The sequence below is a fragment of the Streptomyces sp. NPDC006458 genome, from assembly GCF_040612135.1.
In the GTDB taxonomy this organism is placed as follows: Bacteria; Actinomycetota; Actinomycetes; order Streptomycetales; family Streptomycetaceae; genus Streptomyces.
In genome coordinates, this window is record NZ_JBEXPR010000003.1 from 240312 (window position 1) to 265925 (window position 25614).

Consider the following 25614-nt stretch of genomic DNA (forward strand, 5'->3'; position numbering starts at 1 on the left):
CCTCGCCGACTGTGAATCTTCCTCGGCCGGCCTCTCTCCGCAGGCGGCGGCTCGCCGCCGTCCTCAAGTACGTCCTGCAGCTCACGAAGGAGGGCAGGTACGAGGAGGCCGAGGCGGAGGCCAGAGCGTGTGAGGCCGGAGCCCGGCGCCTGCGGCGACGCGCGAGTCGTCTCGCGGTGACGTGGCACGCGAAGGCGATGGCCACGACCCTGGCCTGTGCCCACGGGCGCGGGACGGAGGTGCTGGCCGAGATGGAAGCCCTCATACAAGAGTTGAGCGGCAGGACCGGTTCCGGGCGGACCCTCCCGCTGCTGGTCCGGTGCAACCGCACGTCGGTCCTCAACTCGCAGGGGCGGCATGCCGAGGTCGAGGTGGAGGCGCGGGACCTGTTGCGCGAAGTGGCCCGGCTCAAGCATCTGACCTCGGTGTGGAAGCTGGAACTGTGCGTGCTGGACAACCTGGTGGATGCGCTGTGCGGGCTGGGCCGCCACGAGGAGGCCGAGGCGATCGCCCGGGGGAACCTGCCCCGCGCCGAAGGCCCCACGGCCGCCGCGCTGCACTGCGGTCTGGTGCGCAGCCTCAACGGGCAGGGCCGCCACGGCGAGGCCCTCACCGAGGCACGCCGGTTCACCCCGGAGTGGGACCGGGCGCTGAGCGGGAACCTGGACCTGGTGACGGCCACTGCCCTGCTCGGGCTGGGGCACCGGAGCGAGGCGGAGGCGGCGGCCCGCCGGGCTCTGGCCGACTGTGAAGGACATCTGCACCCGGCCCACCCTCGCCTGGGCGAGGTGCGCACTCTCCTGGAGCGCATCAGCGCCGACGTTCCCGGTGGCGGCACCCCACAGTGAGGGAAGGCCGATCCACACCGGGCCCTCGCCCGCCGCTCCGCGCTCTACGGCTCTCCCCACTCGGGGACGCATGACATGCTGTGCGCCGGTACGACGGGGTCGCCCGGGAGCGGGTCGATCCCGCGGACCCGTACGGCCACGATGTCGACGGGGACGAGGGATGATCGCGCCGGCAGTCTCACCAGACGCCAGCTGAAGGGCCTGGGGACGTCCTTGGCGGGCAGTTCCAGTGCGTCGAGGCTGACCCAGCGGTCGTAGGCGGTGGGGTACACGCGAATCGACGTCCCGCAGTCGGGACAGACCGGCGGCTCTACCCATGTCACGTCGTCGGCGTCGAATTCCGGTCTCGGGGCGGCTGTGGCCCCGTCGGCTTCCGCCATGTGGTTGGCGTATTCGTTCCAGCAGGCCTCGCAGAGCCTCGTCATGAAGTCGATGCGCCCACGGCCGCGCACGGTGGGACCGGCCACACCGCAGTGATCACATATGCGCTCATCCCACTCGAATAATCCCCCCATGTACTTGAGTGTGAGCGAATCGGACCTGATTCCAGTAGGTTGCGATCTGGCCTAATTGAACGTTTGACGCAAACCGCCCCATGGGGCGCGAGTGACGTACACGTGCGACTGGTCCAGGAGAACGCGGAGGCCCGCCACCTGACGGTGACGGGCCTCGCAACGGCCGAACTGCTCCACCCCGCGTCAGTGATGCCGCTCTGGACGGTCGCTCTCACACGGGGCGGGGCGCATTACCTGGTCAGCCGCGCACGATGTTCTCGGCCTGGGGGCCCTTCTGGCCCTGGGTCACGTCGAAGGTGACCTGCTCGCCCTCGACCAGCTCCCGGTAGCCGTTGCCGCTGATGTTGGAGTAGTGAGCGAAGACGTCCGGGCCGCCGCCGTCCTGGGCGATGAATCCGAAGCCCTTTTCGGCGTTGAACCACTTCACGGTGCCGCTGGCCATGCTGCTTGTCCTTCGATATCGCCGAGAGGTCCCGGCTGTGTCTGTGGGCAGGGCCGTCCGTCGCCGGAAGGCCCCGGCGTCCGTTCTACCCTGTCGGAGCCCAGTTATCCGACTCATTTTCGTACGGGCCTGAAAACGCCACGAAGTCGGGGGGTGGGAAACGGCCGCATCGGAGGCATACGTCGGCTGCGGCCACCTCCGAAAGGTCGATCTGAGCGGGCGGTCGGTCGGGCCCCGGAGGTGGTCGGATGGGCGTGGACGGCGCGCAGGACCTCGGCGGCGCCACGGACCGCCGCGGTGTGCGAGGCGGGGACGACGCCGAGCGCCGCGGTGTGCGGAGCGGGGGCGGCGCGGTGTGCGGCGCGGGGGCGGCGCGGGCAGCCGGGCGGTGAGCCGGCCGCCTGAGCCGAGACGGGCGGGGCCCTGGTACCGGTACTTCGGCCGACGGGCGTCAGTCGGTGGCGGTGCCGCTGGTCACGGCGGTCCACCGGCCGGAGGCCACCGAGTACACCGTCAGGCCCCGGTTGCGGATGTCGCCGTACTCGTCGAAGGCGACGTGACCCGTGACCCCGTCGAAGGCGAGCCGGGACACGGCCTGCGGCATCTTCGCGCGGGCGTCCCGCGGGAGGGTGCCGCCGTTGGCCTCCACGAGGGACTTCACGGCCTCGATGAGGCTCCAGGTCGCGTCGTAGGCGTACGGCCCGTACCAGCCGGCCTCCTGCGGGTACCCCGCCTCGCGGTACCGCGCGAGGAAGTCCGCCCCGCCCGCCTGGTGTTCGGCGGGCACGCCGATGTTGAGGGCGAGGTCGCCGTCCGCCTCCGGGCCAAACGTGAGGAACTCCTGGTCGAAGATGCCGTCGCCGCCCATCAGGGGGATGTCGACCCCGTCCTGCTTGAGCTGCTTGGAGAGCGCCCCGGCGGTGTCGTAGTAGCCGCCGAACCAGACGGCGTCGGCGCCAGAGGCCCGGACCTTCGCGGCGAGGCCGGGGTAGTCGCTCAGCGAGGGATCGACGTGCTCCGCGCCGACCACCGTCCCGCCGAGCTTCTCGAACTCGGCCGTGAAACCGGAGGTGAGGCTGCTGCCATAGGCGCTCTTGTCGTCGATGACGAACAGCTTGCTCTTCCCGGCCTCGGTGTAGAGGTACCGGGCGGCGTACGGCCCCTGGTCCGCGTCCGTGGCCACGGTGCGGAAGTAGGTGTCGTACTGACGGGACTTGGTGCCGGCGGCCCAGTCGGGGCCCAGGGTCAGCACGGGGTCGGTGTTGCCCGGGGAGACGTTGACCAGGTCCGCCTGGGCCAGGGGTGCCACCAGGGTCCGGGCCACACTGGAGTTCAGCGGTCCGACGACGCCGAGCACCTTCGCGTCGGACACGAAGCCGGCGGCGTTCGGCGCGCCCTTGGTGGGGTCGGCCGCGTCGTCCAGGGCCTTGATCTCGAACTTGACGCCGGGGACGTGCCCCTTCTCGTTCGCGGTCCTGACCGCCAGGTCGGCGGAGTTGCGGATGCCGACGCCCATCGAGGACAGACCGCCGCTGAGCGGCGCGTCCACCCCGATCACCACCGTGACGGCGGGGGCCTTGGCGCCGCCGCCGGACGCTCCGCCGCCGTGGGGTGTCTCGTCCTGATGGGAGAGGGTCCAGGTCAGGACGGAACCGGCCGTGAGCGTGGCCAGCGCCGTGCCAAGGATCACGGAACGCCGGGTGAGGGCGCGCGTCCGTACCGACTTCTGCTCGCCCGTCTCCACCTTGGCCGTGGTCCCCAGCGAGACCAGGTCCTCGGTCGGGGGGACGGGTTCGGGCGCGGGTGTGGGGACCGGCGGCGGGCTGGTCGGCCGGTCCGGGACGGGGCGCCGGGGGTCGGCCGGGGCCGCTCCGGAATCGCGCACCGTGGGTGTCTGCGGTGGCGTGGGCACAGGGGGCACAGGCGGTGTTGCCTGCTCCGTCGCGGCGTCCGGAACCGGCGTCGGTGTCGGTGTCGGTGTCGGTGTCGCTACGGGATCGCGCTCGGACTCCGGCCCCGGCTCCGGCTTGTGTGCTGCGTCCGCGTCGTCCCCGGCGGGGAGGGAACGCAGCACCGAAGCCAGCATCCGGGCGGCCTCGGTGGCGCCCACCCGCTGCTCCGGGTCCTTGGTGAGCAGCGCCTCCAGTACGGGCGCGAGGGGTCCGGCGTGGACCGGTGCCCGGTGCGGGCGGGTGAAGACGGCCACGGCCAGGGCGTGGAGCCCTTCCGCCTCGAACGGCGGCTGCCCCTCGACCGCGTGGTACAGGGTGGCGCCGAGTGCCCACAGGTCGTTGGCGGGGGTCGGGCGCTTGCCCTCCAGCTGCTCCGGGGCCATGTACTGCGGCGTGCCGATGACGATCCCGCTGTGGCTCAACTTGGTCGTGGCGTCCGCGAGGTGTGCGATGCCGAAGTCGGTGAGGACGACCCGGTCCTTGGTCAGGAGCACATTGTCCGGCTTGATGTCGCGGTGGACGATCCGCGCCTCGTGCGCCTCCGCGAGCGCGTCGAGCATGGCGGCGCCGATCTCGGCCACCCGCCGTACGGGCAACCGGCCCTGTCGGCCGATGGTGGCGGCCAGGGACTCGCCGCGGATGAACTCCATGACGATCACGGGGGCGCCGTGGTGCTCCACGACGTCATGGATAGTGATGATCCCGGGGTGGCTGAGAGTGACCGCCGCGCGGGCCTCACCGGTGAAGCGCCTGAGCAGCGTGGCGCGGTCGGCCTCCTCCATCCCCGGCGGGAAGAGGATCTCCTTGATGGCGACCTCGCGCCCGAAGAGCTGCTGGTCCACGCCACGCCAGACGCGGCCCATACCGCCCTGGCCGATGCGTTCGACCAGCTGGTACCGGTGGGCGATGAGTTCGGGGTTCTGCTCCGTCACGCGCATACTCTAGGTCTTGCCGAGCTGTTCAGGTGAGGGAACGGTGGCTTGATCACATCCTCGTGAGTGGGGGCGGAGGCGCGGCTCGGAGCAGGCCCGCGCCGACCCGGCTCGCGCTCCAGATCGTCACCGCCCTCGGTGAAGTGGCCCTGCTGTCGCGGTGGACCGCCAACCGCGCGGCGGGCCCCGAGGATCCGGGCGGGCTGGGCGCTGTCCAGAACGACGCACCGGGCGTCGAAGACGACGGACATGCGGGGCGCGCCGGCGAAGAGGACGGCGGTGTCCAACGGACGGAGGCGGTCGGCCGTCTCCTTGACCGCGTCGAGCGAGGCGTCGCCGCCGCTGACGTAGCCGGTGGGCAGGCCCTCACCGGTGAAGGCGAAGCCCGCCGCCTGGCCGAGGACCGGCTCGACCTGCTCGCGGGCGCCGGGTCGGTGGATCGCGGGGACGCCGGTCAGGGTGAGAGTGCGGCTGCCGGGACGCTCCAGCTCGACGGGCTCCCCGTCGGAACAGACCCCTGGTCTACCCCCGGTCTACCTCCGGTCTCTGCCCGCCGCCCTGCGTGGTGCGGTTGAGCGGGGCGTCGGCGAGCAGGGCCCGGCCGCACCCCACGTAGTGCCGGGCCCGGGGCCCGTTCCCGGGCCGGTGTGGCTATGATCGTCCGCAGCAAGGCCGTAGCGCAGAGGTCGTCGCGCCCACGCATCGAGCTGGAGGACGTCGGTTCGAATCCGACCGGTCTTGCGTCTACTTGATGTCGACGCGGACGCCGGGCACCGGCGCAGGACCGGTGGAGTGGTCATGACCCAGCCGACAACGCCCGTACGCTGCCCCGCGATCGAGCATCCGGACCTGCCGCTCGCCGACCCGGCGGCACTCGGCCCCCTGACGGCCCGCCTCGCCGACGCCCGGCCCGTCACCGAGGACGAGGTCTTCCCGCTCGGCACCCTGCGCGCCGACGGCCGCGTGGACCTGTGCAAGCAGGGCCTCGGCCCCGACGGCGCCGCCCGGCTGCTGCCCGCGGCCACCGTCTCCCCGCACGCCGCCCATCTGCTCCTGGGTACCAACTCCCTCGGCGACGACGGAGTCCGGTCGGTGGCCGCCGCGCTGGTGACGGCCCGTGACACCGGAGCCTCCCACGGGATCCACACCCTCTACCTCGGCTGCAACCGCATCGGCCCGGACGGCGTGAGCGCCCTCGCCGGCGCGCTCACCGACGACACCGCGGTGCGTGCCCTGTGGCTCAAGCGCAACCCCGTGGGAGAAGCCGGTGCCCGCACCCTTGCCGGGCTGCTGCGCCGCAACACCGCCCTGCGCACCCTCGACCTCGTCAACTCCGGCCTCGGCGCCACGGGCGTACGCCTCCTGCTCGACGCCCTCCTCGACCGGGACGCCCCCCTGGAGCGACTCTTCCTCGGCGGCAACGGCCTCGGCCCCGCCGACGCGCCGCTGCTCGCCGCCCTCGTCCGGGACGCCGGTGTCCGCGAGCTGTACCTGACGGCCAACCACCTCGGCGACGAGGGCACCGCCGTCCTGGCCGCCGCGACCGACGCGACCCGGCCCGTCCGCCTCGGCCTCGGCGGCAACGGCATCGGCCCCGCCGGAGCGCGCGCCCTCGCCGGAGCGCTCGACGGAATCGAGACCCTCGACCTCGGCCGGGCCATGTCCGAGCGCAGCCTCGGCGCCCCCGGCAACGCCACCGGCGACGAGGGCGCCCACGCCCTGGCCACGGCGCTGCCGGGCAGCCCGCTGCGCCGCCTCGAACTGCGCCACACCGGCATCACCGGCCGCGGCGCCAAGAGCCTGCTCGCCGCCCTGCCCGACGGGCACCGCCTCGAATACGTCGGTCTCGGCCCCGGCCTGCCCCGCCGCGTCAAACGGTCCTTCGCCGAACGGCTGTGCCCCGCCCGGCCCACCCACCTCGACCTGCGCGCGATAGGCAGCCTGTACCGATGAACCCGCAGCCGGTGTCACCCGCGGCCCTCTCGCCCGCCGACGCCTCCGCCTGGGCCCGCGTCCGTCGCTACGCCGTCCCGCGCCGGATGATCGAGGCCGCCACGCAGGCCCGCCTGGCCGGTGACTGGCGCGCCGCCTGCGCCGCGGCCGCGTTGGACGTCCCCTCCGACCTCGACCCGGAACGCGTCGCCGACCAGTACGGCCCCGAGGTGGCCGCCCAGGTGGCCGACGACCTGCTCCATCTGGCCCCGGACCTGCTGCGCTGGCACCTGCCGCGCGTCCTCGGCGGCCACACCACGGTCACCCCCGCCCGGCGGATCGTCCTCGCCTCCTACGGCACCGCGGGCCCGGTGCTCTCGCTGACGACCTCTCCGATGCTGGAAGGGCCCCAGCGGCTGACCTTGCGCTTCGGACCCGCCGTCCCGCCCGCCGAGGACCAGCTCCACGGTCTCCGGTACACCACCGAGGACTGGACGGCCGCCCGCCGCTTCTGGGACGCCCGCAGCACCGGCGAACTCCGGTACAGCGCGGGCCCGGTGGGCTGCGACCGGCTGCCGTTCCTGCGCCCGGACGGCACCCCGCTGACCCCGGAGGAACTGCCGGCCGAGGACCCGGGCACCGCCGACCCGGCCGCGCACGCCGAATGGGTCGCCGTCCTTCAGTCCCGCGGCGCCCACATCGAGGCGTACGCGGCCGCCGGGCTCGACCTCGACCTCACCACCCCGCCCCGGGGCCCGCGCTCCTACCGGGATCTCGACGTGGCCGAGCTCGTCACGCTCGTCGCCCCCGACCTCACCCGCGTATCCCCCGAGATCCGGCTGCTGGAGCGCGCCGGACGCGGTCCGGTCTTCCGCCTCCCCGTCGACTGGCACGGCCATCTGCGGATCGAACCCGGCCCCGCCGAGGGCGCGCGGGCGCGCGTCACCGGACGGGACCGGGGCCAGGAGGACGGCGTCCCCATGCTGCCCTCGTACGCCTGGCAGCCACTGCCCGACATCGGCCTGCTGCGCGCCGGCCGCAGCCGGCCCGAGGACCTCCACCCGCTGGTGAGCGCCGCCCTGTTCCCGCAGGCCGCACCCGCCGTCGGCCCGCCCGGCCCGGCGACGACACCCGCACCGGTCCGGGTCCGCTGCGGACGCGACTGGCACGAGGTCGTCGCCCGTGACGGCGTACTGGACATCCCGCACACCCGGCAGGAGCAGCAGCGCGAGCTCGCCCTGCGGGCCTTCGGCGGGGCCGTGTCCGGCTGCTTCGCCGTCCGGCACACCTGGGCCACCGGAGAGGGACGGCTGCCCCGCGGCCTCGAAGACCAGCGGCGCGAGCTGTTCCAGCACGTCCAGCACGGGGACACCGCCGCCGTGCTGGACCTGCTCGACGCCGGTACGGACCCGTACGTGCGCGACGGCCGGGGGCGCGGCCTGCTGCACCTTCTGCACCTGCTCGACCACCGGGAGCTGCTGCCACGGCTGCTGGCCGCAGGGCTCGACCTGGAGGCGCGGGACAAGACGGACCGCACACCGCTGCAGAACGCCGTTCACTGGGGCGGATCGGTCCTGCTGGTCACCGAGTTGCTCGACGCCGGTGCCCGGATCGACGTCATCGACGAGATGGAGCTCTCCCTGGCCCAGGTCGTCCGCCGCTACGAGCGCACCGACCTGATGTTCCTGCGCCGCCGCGTGCTCAGGGAACATCCCGGCATCGGCTCCGAGTGGTACGACGAGTACATGAGCGAGCGGGACGACGAACCCGGCTGGGACGACGAGGACGAGGACGCATGACCGGTCACGCTGGCGTGCCCGCCGCCCTCGCGGCCGCCGACGCCCTCAACGCCCGGCTGCGCGTCACCCGCAGCGAACCGGCGGGCAACCCTCAACTGGAGGCGCTCGCAATCGCGGTGACGGCCAATCAGCCGGTGCTGCTGTGGGGTGAGCCGGGTATCGGCAAGTCCGCCGGCATGGAACAGCTGGCCGCCGCTCTCGGGGTCCGCCTGGAAACGGTCGTCGCCAGCGTTCACGAACCGTCCGACTTCGCCGGGCTGCCGATCGTCGGCGACGACCCGGCCGTCTCGGGTGTGCCGATGGCCCCGCCGGACTGGGCCGTCCGGCTCGCCCGCACCGGGCACGGGCTGCTGTTCTTCGACGAGTTGTCCTCGGCGCCGCCCGCGGTGCAGGCCGCCCTGCTGCGGGTGGTCCTCGAACGCCGGGTCGGCAGCCTGGTCCTGCCCGAGTCGGTACGGATCGTCGCCGCCGCCAACCCGCCCTCCAGCGCCGCCGACGGCTGGCACCTCACCCCGCCGCTCGCCAACCGCTTCGTCCATCTCGACTGGACGCACGACCCGCGCACCGTGGCCCGCGGCATGGCCGGCACCTGGCCCGAGACCATGCTGCCCACGGTGGACCCCGCGCGAGTGCCCGGCGCGGTGGCCCGAGCGCGCGGTGTGATCTCCGGTTTCCTCACCGCCCGCCCCGGGCTGGTGCACCACATGCCGAAGGAGGCCGAGGGCCGCGGCCGCGCCTGGCCCTCCCCGCGCACCTGGGAGATGGCGCTGCGGCTCCTCGCCGCCGGGTACGCGTCCGGCGCCGGACGCGAGGCGCAGGCCGCCGCCGTGACGGGTGCCGTCGGTGACGCCGCCGGGATCGAGCTGCTGTCGTACCTGGAGAACCTCGACCTGCCCGATCCCGACCGGGTGCTCGCCGACCCGTCCGCCTTCGCGCTGCCCGAACGCGGCGACCGCCAACTGGCGTTCCTCATCGCCGTGGTGGCCGCCGTGCAGAGCGAGCCCACCCGGCCTCGCTGGGAGGCGGGCTGGGAGGTCCTCGCCAAGGCCGTGGACGCCGGGGTGCCCGACGTGGCCGCGCGGGCCGCCCGGGATCTCGCCGTGATGCGCGAGCCGGACTGGCCGATCCCGCCGGGCATCGACGCCTTCCTGGAACTGCTCCAGCTCGCCGGCGCCCTGCCGGGCGCGCGCTGACCGGCCGACCCGTGACCGCCGTCGGGGGTCCGGCCGGGGAACTGGACCGCGCCAAGCTGCTGGCCGCGCGCTACAGGGCGGCCGAGGCGCGCCCGTACCTGGCCTCCGCCCTGTACGCGCTCACCGTCGTGCCCTCGCGGCAGGTGCGCACCATGGCCGTCGACCGGTACTGGCGCTGCTACGTCGCGCCCTCCTTCGTCGAGGCGACCGACGTCGAGGACCTGGCCGGGGTGTGGATCCATGAGGCGGCGCACCTGCTGCGCGACCACCACGGCCGCGCCGACCGGCTGCCGGCGGCCGACCAGCGCGACCGGCTGCGTGTCAACATCGCCCAGGACTGCGAGATCAACGACGACCTGCTCTCCGACGGGCTGCGACTGCCCGAAGGACGCATGGAGCCACGCCTGTTCGGGCTGCCCGAGGGCGGGCTCTTCGAGACCTACCTGCCCGGCGTGCCGGCCACACCCGAGCATTCCGTGGACTGCGGGTCCGGCGCGCACGGTGTCCCCGCACCCTGGGACCTGGGCGAGAGCAGCGGCGAGGGGGTGGCCGGGATCGGCCCGGTGGAGGCCGAGGCGCTGCGCCGGCAGACCGCCCAGGCCGTTCGCGCCCACCAGCGTTCCCGGGGATCGGTACCGGCGGGCTGGCGGCGCTGGGCGGAGGAGGTTCTGGAGCCCACCGTCGACTGGCGCAAGGCGCTGACCGGAGCCGTTCGCGAGGCCGCCGCCTGGGCGGGCGGTGCCGTCGACTACACCTACCGCCGTCCGTCGCGCCGCACGCCCGCCCTCGGCGGCCGGGTGGTGCTGCCCAGTCTGCGCCGGCCGCTGCCGCGCGTGGCGATCGTCGTCGACACCTCCGGCTCGATGGGCGACGACGACCTCGCCGCCGCGCTCGCCGAGGTGTCCGGTGTGCTGCGCGAGGTGGGCATCGGCGGCAACCGGGTCGCCGTCCTCGCCTGTGACGCCGACGTGCAGGCCGTCGCCCGGGTGACGGCCGTGTCCCAGGTGGAACTCGCGGGCGGCGGCGGGACGGACATGACCGTGGGCATCCGTGCGGCGCTCGCCGCGCCCGAGCCCCCGCAGATCGTCGTCGTCCTCACCGACGGGTACACGCCCTGGCCCGCGGAGCCTGTGTCCTGCCGGCTCGTCGTCGCCCTGATCGGCGAGGACGCCCCTGAGCCGCCCGCCTGGGCGGAGACCGTACGGATCACCGCGCCCCGCTGATCGAACGTCCGGTGGACGCCGCTCGGCCTCGGGGCCGAGACACCCGATCGCCCAGGTCATGGTCCTGAATCGCCCGGACGCCCGACGCGGCGGCGGAAGCCGCAGGGACGAAGTCCAGTCGACCCTGGTCGGTGAAAAGGTGCTCCCCGCCGGGGACGCGCTCATCGTGTCGTACGGCGCGATCGGCCGCGACGAGCAGGCGCACGACGCGTGTTGAGCGGCGTCCTGGTGTTGAGCGGCACCCTCGCACTCGGACGACTTCGACGTCGAAACCCGCACCAGGCGTTCGCCCCATCGCGACAGGCACCCCACGCAATGCGTAATAGGCCAAGGATTTCCAGGGGAAGGCGCGCGGAAACCAGGCATAACAGCGGCCTGCGGCAAGATGGTTCAATATTCGATGAACCGGGTGGCCGGATCTGCATCTTGACGGTGGGGCAGTTGGCTGGGGAGTCTACTTTCGCCGCGCACTCGCGGCAGGTTGCATGCAGCACAAGAGGCCACCCCAGGTACCGATCGGGGGGCAGTGGCCTCTACATCTGTCCACACGACAGTAGGGAGTGCAGCGATGTCGAAATACACCCTGGAAAAGAAGCCCGCCTTCTTCCGCGCCACGAACGCGGAGGTCTTCTTCGAGGCGGAGGCCATGGAGACCGAGGCAGTGATCAGCAGCCTCGGCGAGGAGATCGAGGTCGACACGGAGCTCGACGCGATCCTCGGCGAGCGCTGAGCCGACTCCAGGGGGAGCGGTCGCACCGCTCCCCCGTTTCGGAACTCAGCATTCCCCGTTGCGGAACTCAGCATTCCCCGTTCGGAACCCGCCGCTCCCCCGTTCGGACCTGCCGCTCCCTCGTTCGCGAACTCCTCTCGCGCCGCCTTAAGGAAAATTGCCGACGTGCCAAGACTGCGGACACATACCGCATTCGCCGGACTGAGAACTGTCGCACCCGACGCCGTGCCACCCGACACAGCCGCAGCGGTTATCGGCTCCGGATATTCACTCGGAACCGCTCACGAGGGAGCCGAGAACGGCCCCTTCTTTCTCCGGACCCTTTCCAAGGCACACCTGTGGGGAGCCGAGCGCCCCGGTATCGTCGAATTACGCCGGGGACGTGTTCCCCTGGAACGCGCCGTGGACATCGGTGACGTGGTTTTCGACGGCATGACGCTCGACGACGCTCAGGAGGCACTGTCCCAGGTGGTCGCGGCGCTGCCCGCCACAGCCGTTCCGGCGGTCATCGGCGGCGACCACAGCGTCACCCTGCCGGTGGTCCGGGCGCTGTGGAAACGGCGACAGCGTCCCTTCACCGTCGTGCAGTTCGACCACCACCTGGATCTGCAACTCTGGGACGGCGCCCCGACCCGGGACCTGCCACGAGAGCGGATCTTCAACACGAACGTGATGTCGCACGTGTCCGACCTGGTCGGCCCCGAGCGTCTCCTCCAGATCGGCATGGCCCCGTACACGACGGTGGAAGCCGACAGCGCCGACGGTCTGGACGGCCATCTGAAAGGCGTCGGAAGGCAATTGCCCCTGCTGGCACCGGAACTCGACGATCCCGATGCCTTCCGGGCCTTGGTCGGGTCGGGATCGGACGTCTATCTGACGGTGGACATCGACGTCCTGGACCGGTCGGTGATGTCCTCCACCGGGTATCCGGCGGAGGTCGGCCTGGGCACCCGGGACCTGCTCCGCCTCATCGACTGGGTGCTCCGGGACAACCGTCTCGTCGGCTTCGATCTGGTCGAGTTCGCGGCCCCCAAGGACGCCCGCGACGCCACCACGCTCGGGGACGCGGGACGCGCCGTTCTGGTGTTCCTCCATCTTCTCAACCGGGCATGCCGCCAGTCGGCAGGGAGGGCGTGACGATGAGCCGACCGACGTTCCAGGCGAACGCGTTCCAGGACACGCTGCTGGGGCTGGAGTTCACACCGGATCCCGACCGGCCGGCGGACCTCTTCTCGCGGGCATGCGCCGAGGAGTTCGCCCACATGCGGCTCGACCGCTTCGGCTATCTGCTCGCCCAGGTCTTCGAGCCGAACGTCCTGCTGGAAGCGGCCCTTCTCACCGACCTGCCCTACGAGTCCGTCGCCGACCTGAGCCACCGGCCGACGGAATCGATGACGCGGCTGGCCGAACTGGCCGACCAGGCCGCAGATCTGCCGGTCGTCGCAGTGGTCAACGTCGCCTCGGCCCTGATCAGCGTCTCCCGCTTCGACATCGCCGCGCGGCTGCTCGTCGACGCCTACTCGCGGGCCACCACCCCCCGGGAGGCGTTCGAGGCCGCCATGCTCTCCTTCGTCGTCACCAACCGGCGCGACGACGGGACCGACTCCCCCCGTCAGTTCCACAGGATGCGCACGGCCGCCGAGACCCGCGAGGTTCCCGACAACCGCGTGCTCGACGCGTGCTCCCAAGCGGTCGTCTGGTACCTCAAACGCAAGGAACTGCCCGAGAGCGAGTACCGGTGGTTCCTGGACACGGGCACCCGGCTGGCCGAGGCCAGGGACCGGCTGGATCCGGGCGCGGTCTCCTCGTGGTACCGGGCCCTCGCCATGGTCCCGGCCGCCGAGGGCTCGGCGGCCACGACCCGCCGCTACATGGAGTACGCCCGCGAGGCGGCCGAGGACACCATGGCCCGGCGTCCCCGGGCCTACGAGACGCACTTCCTGAAGACGTACCACGAGTCGTCGCTCAAGGAGCACATGTACCTCACCCGTGACCTGGACCGGGCCGAGGAGGCCGGTCGGGCCCTCATCGCGCTCGACCCCTCCTGGGCCCCCAGCTACGGCGAACTGGCCGAGGCCTACGTGGTCTTCGGCCGTACGGAGCAGGCCGCGGAACTGTACGAGCAGGCCGTCGCCGCCGGGCCCCCCTACGTCGGGCACCACATGCTGCGCGCGGCGCGCTGCCACCAGCGGGCGGGGAACACGCACCGCGCGCTCACCCTCCACCGGGACCTGTCACACCTCGCGCCGCACGACGAAGACGTGCTGCGTACCGGTCTGGACCTGGCCCGCGACCTGGCCGACGGCGACTCCCGCGCTCATTTCGAGGCGGCGCTGGAACGGATCAAGACCGGATCCGCGCGGCACCGGGGCATGGACGGGGAGGACCGGTAACCGCCATGGAGCACACCCGGTTCACCGTGCGGAACTTCACCGGTTACTCCGCGGTCGTCCTCGGTCTGGGTGTGGTCTCGGTGGGTTTCGGCGCGGTGGACCTCATCATGATCGCGCCGAAGGGCCTGGAGCAGGCGGCGGCCGTGGGGCAGGCGGAGGTGCTGATCTCCGCCATCTACGCCGTCTTCATCGGTGTGGTGGACGTGTTCAGCGGCCGGCTCGCCATCGCCGAGGGAGAGGAACTGACCTGGCGCCGGCTGCCGGTCCTCGCCACGTCTCTCCTACTGCTACTGGTCCCCTGCCAGTTCATCGGCATCGGGCTCGGCCTGGGCATCGAGCCGCTGCTCAGGGCCACCGGGCAGAAGGCCGAACTGATCCCTCTCGTCGGCGACTACGTCCAGGTCCGGACGTATGCGATCGCCCTCGTGCTGGGCTACATGATTCTCAGCGAGTCGTTGAAGATCTGCGGCCTGAAGAACTTCTCCGCCCTCAACCTGCTCTTCGGGCTCGCCATGAACGTCCTGTTCAACTGGGTGTTCCTGGACACGGGCGCGTCACGTCTGTTCGCCTCGCCGACCGCAGCCGTCGCGACGGCCACCCTCGTCGCCCAGGCGTTGATGACGCTGTCCGGCTCCATCGTCCTGGTCCGGCAGTTGCGGAGACGTCCGGATCGCTTCGAACGCCCCGGACGCAAGGCCGTCCTCACCGAGTTCCGTTCGATGGCACGCACCGCTCCGGGCGTCGGCCTGCGCCACTTCAACGACTACCTGGGCACCACCATCCCGCTGCTGTTCATCGGCACCCTCGGTGTGGCGCAACTGGCCGCCGCGACGGTGGCGACCAAGATCTACACGCTTTTCTGCCGCGTCCCTCAGGCCTGCTTCGCCGGTTCCTTCGTCTTTTACGGCTACGCCCTCGGGCGCCGTCCTTCGGACCTCGCCCGGACCGTCCGCAAGATGCGCCTGTACTCCGCGGTGCCCACCGCGGCCGCGACCGCCGTCACGGTGCTCGCCGCGCCCTGGCTGGTCGTGGTCTTCGCCGGCCCCGGCCTGGACCGGGACCTCGCGCAGAGCCTGCTCTACGCCTATCTGCTGTACGTCCCGGCCTATTTCTTCGAGCAGATCCTCGGCGAGATGCTCACGGCGCGCCAACGCGCCGGCCTGCTGTTCCTCTCCTCGACGGCGGTGACGTACGCGCTGACGATTCCGCTGGCCTGGTGCGCGGTCTTCCTCCTGGACTCGACCTTCCTGGCCATCGCCTGCAAGGGCATCCCGACGGCTGTCCTGGCCCTGGTCTTCTGGCGTGCGCTGCGCCGCGTCGAACGGTCCGGCACGGCCCCGGCCGAGAGCGAGATGAGCCTTGCCTAGCATCCCGGCGTTCCGTCACGACCCGGTCAAGTCGGTGCTGGGCGGCCACGGCGGCGGAGCCTTCCACTGGGACCGCGAGCCCGCTGTCTGCGGGTACCGCAGGCTGACCCACGACAGTGCCCACCTGGACCGGACGGTTCCCGTGCCGGTCAGTTCCAGCCCGGCGGTCGTCTCCGGAGTGGGAGTGGTGGTGGCCAGTGACGACGGCAGGCTGAGGTTCTTCGACCCCTCCCTCGCCAGGGTGTACTGGGAGCGCCGCCTCGACCGCTCGGTGTACGCGTCACTCGTCGTCGACCCCGAGCGCCGGCACGTCGTCGTCGCGACGACCAGCGGGCTCATCGCCTGCTTCGACCTGCGGGGCCGGATGGTGTGGTCGACGCGCGCCGAGTTCCCCGTCTTCGCCACGCCGACCGTACTGCCCGAGTCCGATCTGCTCGTGGTGGCCACCTTCCACAGCCGCTGTCTGGGGCTGGCGCTCGGCACCGGCGAGGTGGTGTTCGACAGGGAGCTGCCCAGGCCCTGGGCGGCGTCCCACGGAGGCGTCGCCGCCTACCGGGACCCGTACGCCAGCCCTGTCGCCGCCGCCCACGACATCGCCGTCATCTGCTGCGCCGAACACGTGGTCGCCCTCGCCCCGGACGGCACCGAGCTGTGGACGCAGGAGATCGGACACGCGATCAAGGCATCGCCCGCGGCGCTGCACGGCGCCGGCCGACTGGCCGTCTGCCCCGTCGACGGCCGCTGCCTACTTCTCGACGCCAAGACCGGCCACCTGGAGCAGGAGGTCTTCCTCGGCGACAAGGTCACCGGCAGTCCGGCCGTCTCCGGTGACGTCCTCGCCGTCGGAACCCGACGGGGCACGGTCACCGCGCTGGCTCCCTCGGGTGAGGTGCTGTGGACCTCACCGCGGGGCGCGCCCCGCTCGTACACCTCGTTCACCGTGCTGCCAGACGGCAACTTCGCGGCCACGGCCGAACGCGGCGACATCGTGTGCCTCGCGCGCGACGACGGGCGGTTCCTCTGGGAGAGCAGCCAGGTCCTCGGCCTGCCCGACCACGAACCGGCCATGGACATCACGCCGGTCGCCTCGGCCGCGGGGAGCATGTACGCCGCGTCCTACAGGGGGGACCTCTACCAGTTCCTGTTCCAGCCCTGCGACGAGGAGTGATCTGATGTCGGTGGACCCCGTTCTGGCGCCGGACCGGCAAAGCCTCTCCGTCATGGAGGAGGCCCTGGAGTCGATGATGAAGCGGCTTCGGGACGTCGTGGCGGAGCCGCGCCTCACCCAGGAGACGCTGATCGAGGTCACCTCGATCTACAACAACGTCGCGTACATCTTCCTCTATCTGGAAGCCAACGACGAGTTCGTCAACTTCGAGCGCCTGCTGCCCTGGCGCGACGGCTTCCACAAGGACCCGGACCTCGACCGGCGGATCCTTGAGATGCTGCTGGACCTGCGCTGCCCCGATCCCGAGGCGGAGGAGTCACGCCAGGCGTACGTCGCGCAGCTGCGCGCCAAGACGGAGACGAAGGACACCGCCGTCGAGGAGGAACTGGAATCCCTGCTGCAGCAGGCCAAGGAAGTCCTAGACCATGTCCAGCGCGACCAGGCCGGGCTGCTGCAACGGCTGGGCACGAACACGGCCTCCGGCAGCCCCTCGGTCGTGTTCTACAAACTCTCCAGCCAGGTGAGCAGCGCCGGCACCCGCCGCAAGCTGGCGCGGGCCTGGCAGTCCGCGCGCGACACGCACCTGCCGCCCATGCTGGACCTGGTCGACCGGATGATCGCGGCGCGGCGACGGGCCCGCGCCGCCGAGGGCCACCGCAGCGTCCTCGCCGAGACGTTCACCAAGTGCGGCGTGCGGGAAGCCGACGTGGCCGTCTTCCTGGAACGCTACGTGGAACGGGCAGTGGTGGCCCAGGGGGCACTGGAGGCGGAGATACGGCAGCTGTGCCCGGACGCGGGGGACGCGCCGCTCGACCACTTCGCGCACTGCGTCCGGACGGCGACGAGCGCGGCCAAGCCGCCGATGTTCGCCCTCGACGACTGTCTGGACTACATCTTCACCGTCGCCCGGCGGGTCTTCGGCCTCACGCTGACCCGGGGCACGCCGAACGCCTCGCAGGTCCTCACCGTCGCGGTCAGCTCCGAGCACGGCGAGGTCGGCCACATCAACTTCGACCTGTGGGACACCGGCAACAAGACGGTCGGCGCCAACCACACCAAGGGCATCCGCAACCGCACCGACTGGAGCGGCGTGGTCCAGCGGCCCGTCGCCTATGTCTCCTGCCGGTTCCGCAGAGGAGCGGACGGCGCGGGCCTGATCACCTTCCAGAACATGCACAGCCTGTTCCACGAGTTCGGGCACGCCGTGAACCACCTGCTGATCCGCAAGCGGATCTCCAACAGGTCAGGTCTTGAGTACCTGCCGCTGGAACGGCTCGAATACCTCAGCATGTGGTTCGAGAAGTGGGCGTACCACCCGGACCTGGCCCAGTACCTCTCCCTCACCCCCGCCGCGGAGGAGGGGCTGGCGCTGTGCCGGCGGATCAAGATGGTCGAGTACCGCCGCACGTATCTGGAGCGGGCGGTCCTGGCCGCGCTGGACTTCGACGTCCACCGGCGGGGCGAAGGTGGCCTGGAGGCGTCGTTCCGGCAGCTCGACGAACGGTTCGGGGTCGGGCGTCACTGCGCGCTCGGGGACTTCCCCGGCTACTTCACCTGGCCGATGTTCGTCGCCAACCCCGGCGCCAACTTCGCCTATCTCTTCGGCGCGGCGGACAGCGCCCAGAAGTTCGGCTCCTTCCACCGCACACCTCTTGCGGAGCTGACGGTGCGGCAGGTACCGCCGGAGATGTTCACACCGTGCTTCGACTTCGACGCACCCACACCCCTGCCGGACAGCGAGGCCCTGTTCGCGTTCTACGACACGGCGCGACTGTACGACGGCACAGCGACCGGTGCGGCTCGACAGGCCCGCGACACGGACGCCGGCGCCGACAACGACGCCGACGCGGCGAACGGGGTCCGCACATGACGACGACTCCCCAGGGCTACATCCGAGCCGTTCTCGGCCCACGCGATCCGGTACTGGACGAGATCCTGCGGCGGTCCCTGCTGGACGACCGGCTCCCCACCATCCAGGTCGACGACAACGCGGGCCGTGTCCTGCAACTGCTGACCCGGCTGCGTCGGCCCCGGCACGTGCTGGAGATCGGGACGCTGTTCGGCTACTCGACCATCCATCTGGCGCGGGGTCTGCCGGAGGGGGGCCGGGTGACCACGCTGGAGATCGACCCGCGGGCCGCGGAGGTCGCCCGGCGCAATCTGCGTGCTGCCGGTGTCGACGACCGGGTGGACGTGGTGGTCGGCGACGCGTTCGCGTACCTGGCCTCGCTCCCGCCGGAGAGTGTCGGTCTGGTGTTCATCGACGCGGACAAGAAGGCGTACCCGGACTATCTCGGACACTGCTATCCCCTGCTCGAGCCCGGCGGTCTGCTGATCGCCGACGACGCCTTCGCGCAGGGCGATTTCACGGCCGAACGGGCGGAGGGGTCCGACGAGGACCGCGAGGCGAGGGCGATCCACCGGTACAACCGCGCCGTCGGCCGCAGCGCACGGCTGTTCTCCGCATTCGTCGGGACCGAGAACGGTCTCCTGGTGAGCGTGAAGGAATAGACAATGGCAAAACGTGCGTTCGTCACCGGGAGCAGCCACGGCCTGGGCGCCCACCTGGCGTCCCGCCTCGCCGGCGACGGCTGGAAGGTCACCGGCCTCGGGCGCCGCCCCGAGGCCGAGACACCGGGCACCGCGGGCGTCGACTACATCCAGGCCGACCTGTCCCGCCCGGAAACGGTCGAACGTCTCCCCGCCCTGCTCGGCGAGACACCCGACCTGATCGTCCACAACGCCGTCAGCTACCCGCCCCGCGGCGCACAGGAGTTGTCGCTCGCGGACCTCGACAGCGTGTTCCGCGTGAACGCCCTCGCGCCCTACCGGCTGACCCTCGATCTGCTGGCCGCCAAGCCCGACACGCGGTTCACCTCGGTGGTCGTCGTGAACTCGGAGTCGATGTACCACGCCGACCGCGACTCCGGCGTGTACGCCGCGAGCAAGGCCGCCCTGCGCGTCCTGACCACGGCGCTCGCCGACGTCTGCCGCTCACGCAACGCCGGTGTGGCGACGCTGCTGCTGGGGCCCCTGGCCGATCCGGACAAGGTGGAGCAGCTGCGCCGCGTCGCCGCCGGCCGAGGGGTCGACGAGGCCGAGATCACCCGGATCTTCCTGCGCAAGTCCAACCCGGACCTGGTCATCGAGGAGCTGATCGACTTCGAGTCCTGCTACCGCAGCGTCCAGTACATCGCCGATCTCGGCAGGGCGGCGAACGGCATGGTGTGCCGGCTCGACGGCGGCTCCGCCGGATCGCTGATCTGAGCCGGGATGGCGAGGAGGACCGCATGGCCGGAGTGACCTACCGTCTGCTGGGCCGGACCGGACTGAAGGTGTCGAACATCGCCCTCGGGGCGGCCACTTTCGGGTCGCAGTGGGGTCCCCGCTGGACCATGCCGGCATCGGACGCCGACGCACTGCTGGGTGTCGCCCTCGACCACGGGATCAACTTCTTCGACACGGCGAACGTGTACAACCGAGGGGAGAGCGAGGCCTGGCTCGGCAAGGCGCTGAACACCCGGTCCGCGCGCGACCGGGTCGTGATCGCCACCAAGTGCGGCTACCGCACGGATCCCCGGGACGTGAACTCCGGCGGATGCAGCCGCAGGAACCTGGTCGCGTCGGTCGAACGATCGCTGCGCCGTCTGGGCACGGACTACATCGACCTCGTCTATCTGCACCTGTGGGACGGGGTGACACCGGTCGAGGAGAGTCTGGCCGCGGCGGCGGACCTGGTCGCCGCCGGAAAGATCCGGTACTTCGGGCTGAGCAACGTACCCGGGTGGTACGCCGGTCAGGCCGAAGTCACCGGCCGTTGGCGGGGCTGGCCGGTGCCCGCGGCGGTCCAGCTCAACTACAACGTGCTGGAGCGTTCGATCGAGCACGAGTTCTTCCCCTTCGCCGAGATGACGGGCGTGGGGCTGGTGGCGTGGGGGCCGCTCGCCAACGGGCTGCTGACCGGCCGGTACCGCATCGACGTCGAGGAGCGGCGGATCGTCGGCGAGGGGCGGGTGACCGAGACCTTCACCACCGGCGACGTCGATCCGTTCCGCCCGGCCGTGCCCCTGGTGATCCGGTGCCTGACCGAGCTCGCGGCGGACATGGGCAGATCACCGGGGCAGCTGGCCCTGGCGTGGATCCTGAGCAGATCCCACATCACGAGTGCCGTCGTGGGCGTGTCGTCCCGCGAGCAACTGCTGGAGAACCTGGCCGCGTTGGAGATCTGCCTGCCACCGGAGGCCGTCGCCCGTATCGATCAGGCGAGTCATCAGCCGATCCCGTATCCGTACACCTTCATGTCCGAGGACATCCAGGCACTGGTCCATGGCACCGAACCCATGAAGCCCGAGCACCGCCCGGTGGCCCAGTAGCGACGGAGGACGTCGGGTCCTGGAAGACCATCTGGACGTCGCGACGGACGCGGACGCCCGTGTCGCCGCGACGACTCCCAGGTCGTGGGTGACGAGTACCAGCCCCAGCCCGTCCTCCGTCCGGAGCTCGGGCAGGAGGTCCAGGAACTGCGCCTGCACCGTGACGTCCAGGGCGGTCGTCGGCTCGTCGGCGACGAACAGCCGCGGCTCGCGGGCCAGGGCCATCACGATGAGCGCCCGCTGCCGCAGTCCGCCGCTGAACTCGTGCGGCCGGGACCGGGCCCGCCGGCGGGCGTCGGGGATGCCCACCCGGTCTGTGAACACTTCATTGCGTCCGCTCCGCCGCACCAGGGCTTTCCCTCCGCCTGCCGCTACGGTGTCCCGTATCTCCCCCACGCCACCGCGAGGACAGCCGTGACCGTTCAGCCCGCCGAGATCGGCGTCAGCAGCCTGCAGCACCGCATCGTCATCGATGTCCGCACGCCCAGGGAGTACGCCTCCGGTCACATCCCCGGCTCGTACAACATTCCCCTCGACCGCCTCGGCACGGCCCTGTCGGCTCTGCGCGAGGCCACGGAGCGGCACGAGTTCGCGCTGGTCTGCGCGACCGGCAGCCGTTCGCTCAGCGCTTCGGCGCAGCTCGCGAAGGCAGGCATCGCGGTGCCTTCGCTGATCGGCGGCACTGCGGTGTGGAGCGGGGAACTGGAGCGCCGCGAGGGGGGGCGGGTCCGTTCGGTGTGGCCGATGGAGCGGCAGGTGCGGCTGGCGGCGGGCTCGCTCGTCCTGCTCGGACTGGCGCTGAACCTCGCGGTGCCCGGCGCCTGGCTGGTGTCCGCCGCGATCGGTGCCGGGCTCGTGTTCTCGGCGGTGACCAACACCTGCGGGATGGCAGCGGTCCTCTCCAGGCTCCCGTACAACCGCCCGCGGGGTGAGGACGGGGAGCTGGAACGGACCCTGCGACAGCTGCGGACGGCGCCGTCCTCGGCATCGGCTTCGGCATCGGCCTCGAGTGAGGCCGGTTGACGGTGTCGGCGTCCATCTCGTCCGCCCGCGCGGCGGCCAGCTCGGCTAGGACTTCCGGCAGTGCCGGATCGTCGATCGCCGTGACGGGGAAGACGGGCGGCTTCGCGCCTCGGCGGGCGGGTCCGGTCGGCGCCGGTTCGCCGGCGAGCATCCATCCCCACGTCGTCAGCGAGATCCGGTAGATCCGTGCGGAGGACTTCGCGATGCCCGCGCCGGTGAGGTAGTGCTCGACCGCCGCGGTGTACGACGCGGGCGGGGCGGACAGAGGTACGACCCGAGCGCTCGGCAACCGAAGCGCGCCCCCGCTCCCGAGCTCGGTCACCGGTTCGATCGTCACGCCGTCCCACCCTTCCGGTACTGCCGCAGTAAATGCGTACACCTCGCCCCGGTGGCCGGGTAGGCCCGCCGCAGGTCGCGATGATCACGGCAGGGGATCCGCCGCAGTAAATCCGGCATTTACTGCGGTAGTTCTTCCGGTCTCCGCTGGGCGGCTGCGGTGAGCTGGGCGGCCAGATTCTTGAGCGCCTGCCGTAGTTCGTCGGGATGGTGGATGGTGAAGGGCCACTCCAGGGAGGCGAGCATGTGGGCAATGCCGTCCAGCCGTTCTGCCCGTGCGTGCATCAGGACGCCGGTGGGCTGGGCGGTGAGGGTCACCGCTGAGCGGGGCAGCCGGCGGGTGATCTCATCGAGGGGGCCATGGACCGTCACCTCGACCTGCCAGCGGTAGGGCCCCTGAGCGAGGGTCGAGGTCAGGTGGGCGACGGGGTCGAAGCCGTCGGGTGCGGTGAAGCTGTCGGCTCGGGAGGTGACGGAGGCGATGCGGTCGATGCGGAAGGTACGCAGGCTGTCGCGGAGGTGGTCGTGGCCGACGACGTACCAGCGGCCGGTGTGGAAGACCACGCCGTATGGGTCAATGTCGCGTTCGGTGTGTTCCTGGCGCCAGGACCGGTGGCTGATACCGACGGTCGTGCGGGCGCGGGAGGCCTGGGCCAGTGCCAGCAGGACGCCGGTTCCGGGTGCCTGCCCGATCACGGCGTTGGCGGTGAAGGACAGGGTTTCCCGCATGGCGGCGAGCGGTTCGCGCAGGGCGTGCGGAAGCACCCGCTCGATCTTGGCCAGAGCACCGGCACTGGCCGGCGCGGCAGTCCCCATGCCCAGACGCTCTGCCGCGAGCAGGCCAAGAACGACGGCGAGAGCCTCGTCGTTGGTGAGGACCAGAGGGGGCATGCGGTAGCCGCGGGCCAGCCGGTAGCCGCCGTAGCGGCCACGTTCGGCCTCTACGGGGATGCCCAAGTCGCGTAGGTGGGCCGTGTAGCGGCGCACGGTGCGGACGTCGGTGTCCAGGCGGTCTGCCAGCTCCGCCCCGCTGAGCCGGGCGTTCGACTGGAGGAGCTCCAGCAGGGTCAGCACACGGGTCAGGGGATGCGACATGGATCACTCGGCATTTCAGGGCGGATTCTGTCCTGTATCAACTTTACGCTCCCCACAGCACCTACTTCTGGGAGACCACATGACCACCTTCGTACTCGTTCCCGGCGCCTGGCTCGGGGCATGGGCCTGGGAAGACACCGCCCGCGCTCTGCAGGAGCGTGGTCACACGGCGCTGCCGCTGACACTGACGGGCCTGGCCGAGCACGCAGACCAGAGCGGACCCGAGACAGATCTGGACACGCACATCGCGGACATCACCGGCTTCGTCGAGCGGAACGATCTGCGCGACGTCACACTGGTCGCCCACAGCTACGCGGCTGCTCCGGTGACCGGGGCAGCCGGACGTCTCAGTGACCGGCTGCATCGCGTGGTCTATGTGGACAGCGCCCCATTTGCCGTGGGCATGAGCATGCTCGACCTCATGCCACCGCAGGCAGCGGACCAGCTGCGCCAGCAGGTCGACGCGTCTGGCGACGGGTGGCGGCTGCCGATGCCGCCGTTTGAGGTCCTGGGCTTGTCCAGCAGCCTCGACGGGCTCGATGAGGGCCAGCTGGACGCTCTGCGCACGGGTGCCACCCCTCAGCCGTTCGGAACCTTCACCCGGCGCCTCGCCGGCCCGGCCGAGCCCGGTCCCGGTGTGGACCGTGTCCTGGTGGCGTGCCATGACTTCACGGGGCTGCTGGATGCCGGGGTGCCGATGCTGGCCTACCTGAACCAGCCGCCGTGGCGGCGCTTCGACCTGCCCACCGGGCATTGGCCGATGCTGTCCGCGCCCGCCGAACTTGCCGACATCCTCGACAAGGCCGTCTCCTGACCGCGCTGGCTGAGAGGCACAGCCCGATGCTTGACCACGAGAGCGTCCGCCGGCTGCGGGCCTGTGCGCAGGCCCTGGCCGATGGAACACGGGAGGACTCTGCCGAGACGGTCGTCCGACGGGTATTCGCTATCCAGGCCCAGGACGCCACGGCCGCCGACCTGGGCATCCGGGTACGCGGCCGGGACATCACCGCCCGGGCCATCCGCATAGCGTATGAGGACGAGCGGAGCATCGTCCGCGGCTGGTACATGCGCGGCACCCTGCACACCATTCCCAGCGACGACGCCCGCTGGGTGTTGCGGTTGCTGTCCCCGCGGATTCTTGCCGCAACCAGCCGCCGCTACCAGCAGCTGGGCCTGGACGATGATCTGCGCCAGCGCGCCGACCATCTCATCCGGCGCGCTCTTGCCGCGCACGGCCCGCTTACCCGGGCCGAGTTGACCGAGCGCCTTACCACCCTCGGTATTCCGCCGGATGGGCAGGCGCCGTTCTACCTGATCCGCCACGCGGCACTCACTGGCGTCCTCTGTCACGGTCCGCAGCGCGCCGGTGAGGCCACGTATGTACTGCTCGACGACTGGCTGCCCTCCACCGGGCGCTTCCGGTGGGAGGGAGACTCTGCCCTCACCGAGGTGGCCCGCCGCTACCTTGCCGCGCACGCCCCCGCCACCTTGGAGGACTTCGCCGCCTGGTCCGGGCTGCCGGTCACCTGGGCCCGCAGGGCCTGGAAACTGCTGGCGGAATCCGGCGTGATCACCGAGTACGGCGGCTTGACCATGCTCGCCGGACGGGTGGAGGAACTCCCGGGCCCGTCTGACACTCCAGACGTTCGCATGCTGCCCGCCTACGACAACTACCTGATCGGCTACCGCACTCGCGAGATGTCCGTCCCCGCTCTCCACCAGGCCCGCGTCTGGCCAGGAGGCGGCCTCATCCGGCCGACCGTCATCGCCGACGGCCTGGCCATCGCCACCTGGAGCCGTGGCTCCGGCGCGCGCTCCATCAAGGTGCGTGCGTTCGGACCTGTCCCCCCTCAGATCCAGCGGGAAGTCGACATGGAGAAAGACGCCGTCGTCCGCTTCCTGCGGCCCACCACATAGCCGACCCGCATCCCGATCCAACAAACAGGGCGGCCGCGTAGGCGAGAACGTTGGGTCTAGCGACCTGACCGAGCCGGCGGCGATCAGACTCTGCTCACGGAGCGGGGTGAAGTCGACGTCAAGCTTCGGGTCGTACGCTTCCGGCTGGATACCGAGTTCGTGCGTGCTGTATTCGCCGAACCGGTTGACGTGCTCGGTCAGGTACGGCGAGATGTGGGCCAGGTCCTCGGGGTCGATCTCCCAGCCTTCTTCCAGCAGCTGGCGGATGATCTCGGCGATGTCCAGGACTCATCCCGTTGCCCCTTTGACGCGTATCTCGGTCACACCCCATGACCCCCGCGAGTTCACGAAAACTGAAGGGGCTTCAGAGGAAACC

General features: G+C 71.3%; 24 protein-coding genes and 3 pseudogenes. 21 read left to right on the plus strand and 6 right to left on the minus strand.

Features of this window, described 5'->3' with window-relative positions:
* Window positions 1-11 precede the first annotated feature (11 nt).
* Window positions 12-848, plus strand: coding sequence for a hypothetical protein (locus ABZZ79_RS06375; protein WP_356687056.1), 837 nt, complete (start codon window positions 12-14; stop codon window positions 846-848).
* A 44-nt stretch (window positions 849-892) separates the two neighbouring features.
* On the opposite strand, the gene ABZZ79_RS06380 is transcribed toward ABZZ79_RS06375, so the two are convergent.
* Window positions 893-1315, minus strand: coding sequence for a DUF6083 domain-containing protein (locus ABZZ79_RS06380; protein WP_356687058.1), 423 nt, complete (start codon window positions 1313-1315; stop codon window positions 893-895).
* A 286-nt stretch (window positions 1316-1601) separates the two neighbouring features.
* Complete coding sequence (locus ABZZ79_RS06385; RefSeq protein WP_356687060.1) at window positions 1602-1805, minus strand: cold-shock protein; 204 nt, start codon at window positions 1803-1805, stop codon at window positions 1602-1604.
* Window positions 1806-2053: 248 nt separating this feature from the next.
* On the opposite strand from ABZZ79_RS06385, the gene ABZZ79_RS06390 reads away from it, so the two are divergent.
* Window positions 2054-2197, plus strand: a complete 144-nt coding sequence (locus ABZZ79_RS06390) for a hypothetical protein (RefSeq protein WP_356687062.1) — start codon at window positions 2054-2056, stop codon at window positions 2195-2197.
* A gap of 59 nt (window positions 2198-2256) precedes the next feature.
* Here ABZZ79_RS06390 and ABZZ79_RS06395 read toward each other — a convergent pair whose 3' ends face one another.
* A complete protein-coding gene (locus ABZZ79_RS06395) occupies window positions 2257-4689 on the minus strand; it encodes a bifunctional serine/threonine-protein kinase/ABC transporter substrate-binding protein (protein ID WP_356687064.1) in 2433 nt (810 codons plus the stop codon).
* Between the two features lie 62 nt (window positions 4690-4751).
* Between ABZZ79_RS06395 and ABZZ79_RS06400 the strand changes: the two genes are divergently transcribed.
* From ABZZ79_RS06400 to ABZZ79_RS06475, 16 genes and pseudogenes are all read left to right on the plus strand, one after another.
* Entirely contained in the window at window positions 4752-5264 is a 513-nt protein-coding gene (locus ABZZ79_RS06400; protein ID WP_356687066.1) for a hypothetical protein, read from the plus strand.
* 93 nt (window positions 5265-5357) lie between these two features.
* Window positions 5358-5430: pseudogene (locus ABZZ79_RS06405) on the plus strand.
* A gap of 57 nt (window positions 5431-5487) precedes the next feature.
* Entirely contained in the window at window positions 5488-6642 is a 1155-nt protein-coding gene (locus tag ABZZ79_RS06410) for a gala protein (RefSeq protein ID WP_356687067.1), read from the plus strand.
* A complete protein-coding gene (locus ABZZ79_RS06415; RefSeq protein ID WP_356687069.1) occupies window positions 6639-8420 on the plus strand; it encodes an ankyrin repeat domain-containing protein in 1782 nt (593 codons plus the stop codon). The genes ABZZ79_RS06410 and ABZZ79_RS06415 overlap by 4 nt, the downstream gene beginning before the upstream one ends.
* A complete protein-coding gene (locus ABZZ79_RS06420; RefSeq protein ID WP_356687071.1) occupies window positions 8417-9613 on the plus strand; it encodes an AAA family ATPase in 1197 nt (398 codons plus the stop codon). The genes ABZZ79_RS06415 and ABZZ79_RS06420 overlap by 4 nt, the downstream gene beginning before the upstream one ends.
* A gap of 11 nt (window positions 9614-9624) precedes the next feature.
* Window positions 9625-10836, plus strand: coding sequence for a VWA-like domain-containing protein (locus tag ABZZ79_RS06425; protein ID WP_356687073.1), 1212 nt, complete (start codon window positions 9625-9627; stop codon window positions 10834-10836).
* 58 nt (window positions 10837-10894) lie between these two features.
* Window positions 10895-11053, plus strand: a complete 159-nt coding sequence (locus ABZZ79_RS06430; protein ID WP_356687261.1) for a hypothetical protein — start codon at window positions 10895-10897, stop codon at window positions 11051-11053.
* Between the two features lie 351 nt (window positions 11054-11404).
* Window positions 11405-11566 carry a hypothetical protein gene (locus tag ABZZ79_RS06435; protein ID WP_356687075.1) on the plus strand — a complete coding sequence of 54 codons (162 nt, stop codon included), beginning with the start codon at window positions 11405-11407 and terminating at the stop codon, window positions 11564-11566.
* A 225-nt stretch (window positions 11567-11791) separates the two neighbouring features.
* The gene (locus ABZZ79_RS06440; protein ID WP_356687077.1) at window positions 11792-12703 is read left to right on the plus strand and encodes an arginase family protein; all 912 of its coding nucleotides are present in this window, start codon (window positions 11792-11794) and stop codon (window positions 12701-12703) included.
* Between the two features lie 2 nt (window positions 12704-12705).
* A complete protein-coding gene (locus ABZZ79_RS06445; protein ID WP_356687079.1) occupies window positions 12706-13959 on the plus strand; it encodes a tetratricopeptide repeat protein in 1254 nt (417 codons plus the stop codon).
* 5 nt (window positions 13960-13964) lie between these two features.
* Window positions 13965-15326, plus strand: a complete 1362-nt coding sequence (locus ABZZ79_RS06450; protein ID WP_356687081.1) for an MATE family efflux transporter — start codon at window positions 13965-13967, stop codon at window positions 15324-15326.
* Window positions 15319-16494: a PQQ-binding-like beta-propeller repeat protein gene (locus ABZZ79_RS06455; protein ID WP_356687083.1), complete on the plus strand. Its 1176-nt coding sequence runs from the start codon at window positions 15319-15321 to the stop codon at window positions 16492-16494. Before ABZZ79_RS06450 ends, ABZZ79_RS06455 begins: the two co-directional genes overlap by 8 nt.
* Window positions 16495-16498: 4 nt before the next feature.
* The gene (locus ABZZ79_RS06460) at window positions 16499-18364 is read left to right on the plus strand and encodes a M3 family metallopeptidase (RefSeq protein ID WP_356687085.1); all 1866 of its coding nucleotides are present in this window, start codon (window positions 16499-16501) and stop codon (window positions 18362-18364) included.
* A complete protein-coding gene (locus tag ABZZ79_RS06465) occupies window positions 18361-19005 on the plus strand; it encodes an O-methyltransferase (RefSeq protein ID WP_356687087.1) in 645 nt (214 codons plus the stop codon). Before ABZZ79_RS06460 ends, ABZZ79_RS06465 begins: the two co-directional genes overlap by 4 nt.
* A gap of 3 nt (window positions 19006-19008) precedes the next feature.
* Window positions 19009-19761: an SDR family oxidoreductase gene (locus ABZZ79_RS06470; protein ID WP_356687089.1), complete on the plus strand. Its 753-nt coding sequence runs from the start codon at window positions 19009-19011 to the stop codon at window positions 19759-19761.
* 23 nt (window positions 19762-19784) lie between these two features.
* Complete coding sequence (locus tag ABZZ79_RS06475; RefSeq protein ID WP_356687091.1) at window positions 19785-20867, plus strand: aldo/keto reductase; 1083 nt, start codon at window positions 19785-19787, stop codon at window positions 20865-20867.
* A 72-nt stretch (window positions 20868-20939) separates the two neighbouring features.
* On the opposite strand, the pseudogene ABZZ79_RS06480 reads toward ABZZ79_RS06475, so the two are convergent.
* Window positions 20940-21182, minus strand: a pseudogene (locus ABZZ79_RS06480) (ATP-binding cassette domain-containing protein); the annotation flags it as partial.
* 99 nt (window positions 21183-21281) lie between these two features.
* Between ABZZ79_RS06480 and ABZZ79_RS06485 the strand changes: the two are divergent.
* Complete coding sequence (locus ABZZ79_RS06485) at window positions 21282-21890, plus strand: rhodanese-like domain-containing protein (RefSeq protein WP_356687092.1); 609 nt, start codon at window positions 21282-21284, stop codon at window positions 21888-21890.
* 456 nt (window positions 21891-22346) lie between these two features.
* Here ABZZ79_RS06485 and ABZZ79_RS06490 read toward each other — a convergent pair whose 3' ends face one another.
* Window positions 22347-23321, minus strand: a complete 975-nt coding sequence (locus ABZZ79_RS06490; RefSeq protein ID WP_356687094.1) for a YafY family protein — start codon at window positions 23319-23321, stop codon at window positions 22347-22349.
* Window positions 23322-23400: 79 nt separating this feature from the next.
* Between ABZZ79_RS06490 and ABZZ79_RS06495 the strand changes: the two genes are divergently transcribed.
* Both ABZZ79_RS06495 and ABZZ79_RS06500 read left to right on the plus strand, forming a co-directional pair.
* Window positions 23401-24135, plus strand: coding sequence for an alpha/beta fold hydrolase (locus tag ABZZ79_RS06495; RefSeq protein WP_356687096.1), 735 nt, complete (start codon window positions 23401-23403; stop codon window positions 24133-24135).
* 26 nt (window positions 24136-24161) lie between these two features.
* On the plus strand, window positions 24162-25238 hold the full coding sequence (locus tag ABZZ79_RS06500; RefSeq protein ID WP_356687098.1) for a winged helix DNA-binding domain-containing protein: 1077 nt from the start codon (window positions 24162-24164) through the stop codon (window positions 25236-25238).
* 180 nt (window positions 25239-25418) lie between these two features.
* On the opposite strand, the pseudogene ABZZ79_RS06505 reads toward ABZZ79_RS06500, so the two are convergent.
* Window positions 25419-25523 (minus strand): annotated as a pseudogene (locus tag ABZZ79_RS06505) (Tn3 family transposase); the annotation flags it as partial.
* Window positions 25524-25614: the final 91 nt, after the last annotated feature.

Coding starts and splice junctions, on each gene's coding strand:
- ABZZ79_RS06385 (WP_356687060.1), bottom strand. CDS start 1,805: ATGGCCAGCGGCACCGTGAAGTGGTTCAACGCCGAAAAGGGCTTCGGA.
- ABZZ79_RS06450 (WP_356687081.1), top strand. CDS start 13,965: ATGGAGCACACCCGGTTCACCGTGCGGAACTTCACCGGTTACTCCGCG.
- ABZZ79_RS06445 (WP_356687079.1), top strand. CDS start 12,706: ATGAGCCGACCGACGTTCCAGGCGAACGCGTTCCAGGACACGCTGCTG.
- ABZZ79_RS06430 (WP_356687261.1), top strand. CDS start 10,895: ATGGTCCTGAATCGCCCGGACGCCCGACGCGGCGGCGGAAGCCGCAGG.
- ABZZ79_RS06390 (WP_356687062.1), top strand. CDS start 2,054: ATGGGCGTGGACGGCGCGCAGGACCTCGGCGGCGCCACGGACCGCCGC.
- ABZZ79_RS06410 (WP_356687067.1), top strand. CDS start 5,488: ATGACCCAGCCGACAACGCCCGTACGCTGCCCCGCGATCGAGCATCCG.
- ABZZ79_RS06475 (WP_356687091.1), top strand. CDS start 19,785: ATGGCCGGAGTGACCTACCGTCTGCTGGGCCGGACCGGACTGAAGGTG.
- ABZZ79_RS06490 (WP_356687094.1), bottom strand. CDS start 23,321: ATGTCGCATCCCCTGACCCGTGTGCTGACCCTGCTGGAGCTCCTCCAG.
- ABZZ79_RS06415 (WP_356687069.1), top strand. CDS start 6,639: ATGAACCCGCAGCCGGTGTCACCCGCGGCCCTCTCGCCCGCCGACGCC.
- ABZZ79_RS06435 (WP_356687075.1), top strand. CDS start 11,405: ATGTCGAAATACACCCTGGAAAAGAAGCCCGCCTTCTTCCGCGCCACG.
- ABZZ79_RS06460 (WP_356687085.1), top strand. CDS start 16,499: ATGTCGGTGGACCCCGTTCTGGCGCCGGACCGGCAAAGCCTCTCCGTC.
- ABZZ79_RS06420 (WP_356687071.1), top strand. CDS start 8,417: ATGACCGGTCACGCTGGCGTGCCCGCCGCCCTCGCGGCCGCCGACGCC.
- ABZZ79_RS06495 (WP_356687096.1), top strand. CDS start 23,401: ATGACCACCTTCGTACTCGTTCCCGGCGCCTGGCTCGGGGCATGGGCC.
- ABZZ79_RS06500 (WP_356687098.1), top strand. CDS start 24,162: ATGCTTGACCACGAGAGCGTCCGCCGGCTGCGGGCCTGTGCGCAGGCC.
- ABZZ79_RS06470 (WP_356687089.1), top strand. CDS start 19,009: ATGGCAAAACGTGCGTTCGTCACCGGGAGCAGCCACGGCCTGGGCGCC.
- ABZZ79_RS06465 (WP_356687087.1), top strand. CDS start 18,361: ATGACGACGACTCCCCAGGGCTACATCCGAGCCGTTCTCGGCCCACGC.